Source organism: Cupriavidus sp. UYPR2.512 (assembly GCF_000379565.1).
Taxonomy (GTDB): Bacteria; Pseudomonadota; Gammaproteobacteria; order Burkholderiales; family Burkholderiaceae; genus Cupriavidus.
The window spans coordinates 1-6,113 of record NZ_KB902917.1; the positions used below are offsets into that span (position 1 = coordinate 1).

Annotated in this window: 3 protein-coding genes and 1 pseudogene; 2 read left to right on the forward strand and 2 right to left on the reverse strand. The window is 60.0% G+C overall.

Annotated features, from left to right (window positions below; genetic code table 11):
• Together A3A5_RS41200 and A3A5_RS0110740 are read left to right on the forward strand one after the other, a co-directional pair.
• A pseudogene (locus tag A3A5_RS41200) lies at positions 1–259 on the forward strand (ISAzo13 family transposase); the annotation flags it as partial.
• 30 nt (positions 260–289) lie between these two features.
• Positions 290–3,274 (forward strand): Tn3 family transposase, encoded by a 2,985-nt coding sequence (locus A3A5_RS0110740; protein ID WP_018310580.1) that lies wholly within the window; start codon positions 290–292, stop codon positions 3,272–3,274.
• Between the two features lie 194 nt (positions 3,275–3,468).
• On the opposite strand, the gene A3A5_RS0110745 is transcribed toward A3A5_RS0110740, so the two are convergent.
• Entirely contained in the window at positions 3,469–4,890 is a 1,422-nt protein-coding gene (locus A3A5_RS0110745) for a carbohydrate porin (RefSeq protein WP_157637190.1), read from the reverse strand.
• A gap of 414 nt (positions 4,891–5,304) precedes the next feature.
• A complete protein-coding gene (locus A3A5_RS0110750; RefSeq protein ID WP_018310582.1) occupies positions 5,305–5,568 on the reverse strand; it encodes a hypothetical protein in 264 nt (87 codons plus the stop codon).
• Between the last annotated feature and the right edge of the window lie 545 nt (positions 5,569–6,113).

Sequence of the window (6,113 nt, forward strand, 5' to 3'; positions counted from 1 at the left end):
TAATCCGATCGAGCACCGCGTGTTTCCACACATTACGCGAGCCTGTGCTGGCGTAGTCTTCAGCAGCGTTAGTCTGGTTCGTGAACTGATCGAAAAAGCCTGCACAAAAACCGGACTGAAAGTTACTGCTGACATTCTTGACGGAGTCTATGAAGCCGGACGGACAGTCACTCGTTGCGTCCGTGCTTCACTGAACATCGAGTACGACTCAACCTTGCCTGCGTGGAACTACAGCATCCGCTCACGGAACGCCGCATAGCGGGAAGTTATTTCGAGCACGTTCCTAAGGATGCCCCAAATCCACGATACCGCCTATCCGATGCTGCCGGCTGAGTTTACCGCTGCCGAACTCGACGCTGTGTTCACGCCGACACCGACCGAGATCCGCTTCGCGCGCAGCCAGTCCCGTCGCACCTCAACGACTGTCCTGATTCTCGTGCAGCTCAAACTGCTGCAGCGCCTTGGCTACTTCCCCATGCTGGTTGACGTGCCACCTATCGTGATCGATCACGTGCGCGCAGCACTGCGAACCTCTGCCCTGCCCCGCGCAACCGTCAAGCGCTACGATGCCTCTGGCACCCGCTCCCGCCATCAGAAGTTGCTACGCGGGTATCTCCACATTCGGCCGGTCGACGCCAACACGCTGAAATGGCTGGAGACGCTCGCAACCGATGCAGCGCACACCAAGGTCGAATTGCCCGACATCATCAACGTGTTGATTGAAGAGCTGATCCGGCTACGGTGCGAACTGCCCCCATTAGCCAGCCTTCACCGAATGGCCACCCAGGCCCGCAGCCGATGCAATGAAGCCATCTATCGTGCGATCGCTGACGCGCTCGATGGCTCGCAGATCGCTCGGATTGAGGCGTTGTTTAGCGGTCAGGGCGATCAATCTGGTTGGGACCAGCTCAAGCGCGAGCCCAAGCGCCCCGCCGCACGCGAAATCGCAAGCTTCCTCAAACACATCCAGTCCCTGCGAGCCCTGGCCGACGGTCTTCCACAGGCACCAGCGTTGCTTTCCGTGTCCAAACGCACGCAACTGGTGACGGAGGCCCGGGCGCTTGACATTGCTGAGCTTAAGTCGCTCAAGCCAGCCAAACGATTCGCTTTAGCAGTGCTCTTTATTCATGCGCAGTTGCAGAAGGCGCTCGACGATGTGGCCGATATCTTCATCAAGGTCATGCGCAAGCTCGAGGGCCTCGCCCGGACCCGACTGCAACAATATCAGCTCGCACATGCCGACTCCTTGGAAGACCTCGTCAGCCAGTTCCGTGATGTGCTGCAGGTTCTCGAGGATGACGGCATTGCCGATATCTTCCGGCTGGATAAGGTGCGTGAGGTCCTCGGTAACGATGCAGCAGGTGCGCTTGCCCGCTGCAATGAGCATATCGCGTACGCTGGCAACTTCGATCTTCCATTCATGCTCGCGCCATACCGCCAGCAGCGCTCCCTGCTCTTTCAGTGCCTTGAGGTCTTGCCGCTCAGATCCAGTTCGCAGGACAAGACGGTCTTGGTGGCGCTGGCCTGGATACAGGGCTTCCGGGCCTCGCACCGCGAACATTTGCACCTTACGGACGACGATCTACTGAACCTTCCGCTCGACTGGCTCCCAGCCAAGTGGGAGAAAGCCATCTTTCCGGACAGCCGGAGTAGTCGTCTGCTCCATCGCAGATACTTTGAGCTTTGCGTGTTCGATCAGGTCATGCGTGAACTGAGCTCGGGTGACCTTTACGTGGAGGGCAGCGACCGCTTTGACGATTTTCGCCTCCATCAGGTATCCGAGGAGGTGTTCGAACGGGAGTTACCGCATTACTGTGACATCGTGGGCCTACCAACGGATGGCAAGAGCTTCGTCAAAACATTGTCGGACAAACTGAGCACAGCCCTCGACGAGGTGGATGCCAACTTCCCCGAGAACGACGGCATCGAGTTTGGCGAACAGGGGCTGATCATCCACCGGCCCGGCAAGGCGCCAGACCCGCCCAACATGATGCTGATCGACCAGGCCATCACCGCATCGATGCCGCAGATCAGCATCCTTGACGTACTGACCGAAACGGAGCAATGGCTCAATCTGCATAGACTGTTCGGTCCATTGTCCGGCTTCGATGCCAAGCTCGATGACCCTCGCAAGCGAGTTATCTGCACGCTGTTTTGCTACGGCTGCAATCTGGGGCCGAGCCAAACGGCTCGGTCCGTTAAGGGGTTAAGCCGCAAGCAAATTGCGTGGCTGAACCTGCGTCACGTCACGGAGGAACGGCTCGACAAAGCCATCGTAAAGGTCATCAACGCATACAATCAGTTCGCGCTACCGAAATACTGGGGCAGTGGCAAACGCGCGTCCGCGGATGGAACAAAATGGACGCTGTATGAGCAGAATTTGCTGTCGGAGTATCACATCCGTTATGGCGGGTATGGTGGGATAGGCTACTACCATGTCTCCGACATGTACATCGCGCTCTTCAGCAACTTCATTCCGTGCGGTGTGCATGAGGCGGTGTACATCCTGGACGGCCTCATCAAAAATGGCTCTGAGATTCAGCCGGATACCATTCACGGTGACACTCAGGCGCAGAGCGGGCCGGTGTTTGGTCTGTCCTACCTGCTGAGCATCAACCTAATGCCGCGCATGCGGAATATCAAGGACTTGGTGCTATACAAGGCGGACCGGCGCCGACGATACGACCATATCGAGCGCCTGTGCCGCCAGTCCGTCGACTGGGACCTGATCCAACGACACTACCCTGACATGATGCGGGTTGCCGTCTCGATCAAGGCCGGCAAGATGACACCGTCGACCATCCTGCGCCGGCTCGGTTCGGAGAGCACGAAGAACAAGCTTTACTTCGCCTTCCGGGAACTCGGCCGCGTTATCCGCACGCTGTTCTTGCTGAAGTACCTGAACGACCCGGAGCTCCGGCGCACTATTCACGCCGCGACCAACAAGAGCGAGCAATTCAATGACTTCGCGCAGTGGTTGATGTTTGGTGGCGACGGGATCATCGCCGAAAATCTACGACACGAACAACGCAAGGTGATCAAGTACAACCAGTTGGTTGCCAACATGGTCATCCTCCACAACGTTCAGTGGATGTCGCGCAAGCTCAAGGATTTGCAGGAGCGCGGGCACCCGGTGAATGCCGAAGTCCTCAAGGCGTTGTCGCCTTATCGGCGCGAGCACATCAATCGGTTCGGCGATTACCTGCTCGACCTGCAGCGGCGCGTGCCGCCACTCGATCCATCGATCGATTTCGCATTCAAATCAGCAGCTTAGCGGAGATGTGGCGGATTTTTTGCGAATCCCGGTCAACCCTCACCAACCGCCCGACGCCGCGCGTTCAACGCGGCGCGGAAGGGCTCATGCCAATCGACGTGCAGCGACGTTCGCGGCGGCGCCAGCGTTGCCGCGAGCTAGGGTCGGGATCCATGGCGCCTCCTGAGAGAATGGGTTAGGGCAAGGGGTGCCGCTCAGAATTCCGCATGCAAGCGCACGCCAAAGAATTTGGCGGGGCCACGGTCCCGGTTGTAGCCTGGATTGCGGATGTACTGGAAATCCGGGCTGATACTGAAGGCCTTCAGCAGTTGCAGGCTGTAGTAGATTTCCAGCACCTGCTCGGGCCCATAGCGCAAGGCACCGTCGCCCAGGAAGGCCCCCAGACCGCCGGCAGCCAGATAGTCCCGATGCGGGGACCGCAGCATGTTCACCGCCACGGCCACCCCGAGTTCGTCATTGGGTCGTCCCCACGCCTTTCCTTTGAGCGTGCCACCGCCGGCGACCTGCTTGCCGATCTCGGTAAAGGCATAGGTCTCGGTCTTGTCATCTGACATGTTCGCGCGGAAGAACACGCCCAGCGCATCGTTGACTTCCTGCAGCAACGTCACGCCGATGCCCATCTTGGCATGCTCGGCCCGCACGTCGGCCACATCTGGCGTCACGCCGTTGGCGCGGCCGAACGCCAGCGCGTCGCTGAACTTGCCCATCCTGGCCTTGTTGCGCCAAAGCAGAAGGCGCGCCTGCCCGGGGCGGCCAGCCAGGCTGTATCGCTTCTCCAGCTCGAGCATGTCCCCGTAGTGTTCAAACATCCGGGTATCGAGTTCGAGGCCGTTGGATTCCTGCGGCTGCAGAAAGCGCCCGATCCGTGCCGACCAGCTATCGCCAATGTACTCCAGCGATACGCCCCAGTTGTAGCCGCGTGCGTCGGCCGGATAGTCAAACGAACCATGCGTTAGAGAAGACCAGTTCATGAACTGGGTGCGCGGGTCGGAACCATAGGGGTTCACATCAAAGACATCCAGCACGCCAAAGTTGCCGGCGGTCAGCACGACGCGCTGCTGGTCCACAGTCCGCGCGAACTGGTTGAAGTCGGCCTCGAGCTTCTCTTCCCCACCACCGAGGCCCCAGGTCTGGCGCACGAACGCGCGGGCGCGATAGAAAGTGGGATTCGTACCCGACGACTTGGCCAGCTCCCCGTTGCTCAGACCGCCCAGACCATGCAGGCCGGAAAATGGCACACCCTGCGAGACCTCGGGGTTGAAGTGGAACTCCGCGCCTTGCCAAAGACGCAGCCCGAGATCGAGCGTGCTGGTGAACGAATAGCTCTTGGCGCGTTCCGTGCCAAGGCTGTGTTCCCCAGAATAGGCGGCACCAAAGGACGGCTTGCGCTGCCAGATATACGTGGCCTGCCCGTGAAACGCAAAAATGTCTTCAGCCGGGTTGGCGGCCTGAGTCATACCAACCGTGTCACCGGCGTCCTGGGCGGCATGCACCGACGTCAGGCCCAGGGCGAAGAATGGCCCAAGGATCGCCATGCGCAGACGGCGTGGCCAACCGCTACCCTTCAAAAAGGTCAGGGCAGCCAAGGCAAGCTGAAGATAGGTAACAAACGACATGAACCCTCCCTCACGCGTTCTTCTATAGGCGCGCGTAGGCACTGCGCGACGGTGCACGAAAACCAAGGCGCGGGCGGACTTCGCCCAGCACTGATTTTTCAGGTGCAGGTCACAAACGAGAAACCGGGAGATGGCCGCGCGGAGAACCCGCTCGGATGCCACTACCCGCCGCTATCGGCTAGGCAGTGGCGAGATGTCGCCTTGCTGACTAGCCGTTCAGAGTTCGGCTTGGCGCCGACTAGAACAACTGTCCATGGGGAAAACCCTGTGGTGAAGACGGGGCGAAGCATACCAAACCGCCCTGTTGTCGCGCAATCGGTTTCTCGTGGGACCGCGGGTGCAGCGAGGCTTTTCTGCTACAAGCCCGGTTGGCCGCGCGCGCGCCATGGCTCGCGATGGTCGAAGGTCGGGCAGTCAGTCCGCTTTCCGCTCTGCTTTGTCGGCCTCGCGAATTTCCCGCTGGCGCTGCTCTTCCCGCTCCTTTCTTCGCTCGCGCTTTCTGCCTTCAAATTTCTCAGCGGGCCGGGTGCTTGCTGCCGCGGAGGTCTGGGCACCGACGCCGGATGCCGGCGTCTGCGCATCCGCTGCGGAAAGCACCGCAACGGCAAGCGCCGCCGCGAGGTGGGCCCACGGCAGATTACGGATGCCGCGCCATAGACGGACGGAGGCCGGCTGCACGGCGGTCTCATGCTTTCTTGGTATCGGGGCGACGCCTGTGCAAGACCCGGCTACGGGCATACACCATGGCCTCGCCAGGCTGAAGCATGCCCGCACACCAACAGACGCTGTCCGCTTGGCTAATGAACCTGTCACCCTGGAAAAGCCAAACGTGGTCCGGTGCCGACTGGACTGTAGGCGCCAAGGCGAGGCTGGTGCCACCAGCGATGGGGAGCAGCGTAGCGAGAAGGAGGCAGAGCAATTTCATAAGCACCCTCCGAATTCAATCCCTGGTGGATCGTCAAATTATGCAGTACGTAGGTGCGCCACGCCCGCGCTAAGGAACGAGTGAGAAATAACTTCCCGAAGTGGACCTGGCGTGCGCAAAGCGACGCGGGTAAGATGTGATGCCTCTGGAGGACAAACGATGCAGGCTGGTTACCGGGCTGAGGTTGAAACGCGGATGAAGCGGCTGTACGCGCGCTTGTCGGAGAAGGACCGACGGCGGTATGCGGCTGTGGAGGCGGACAAGCTGGGCCATGGCGGTTTCGAATATATTGCGAAAC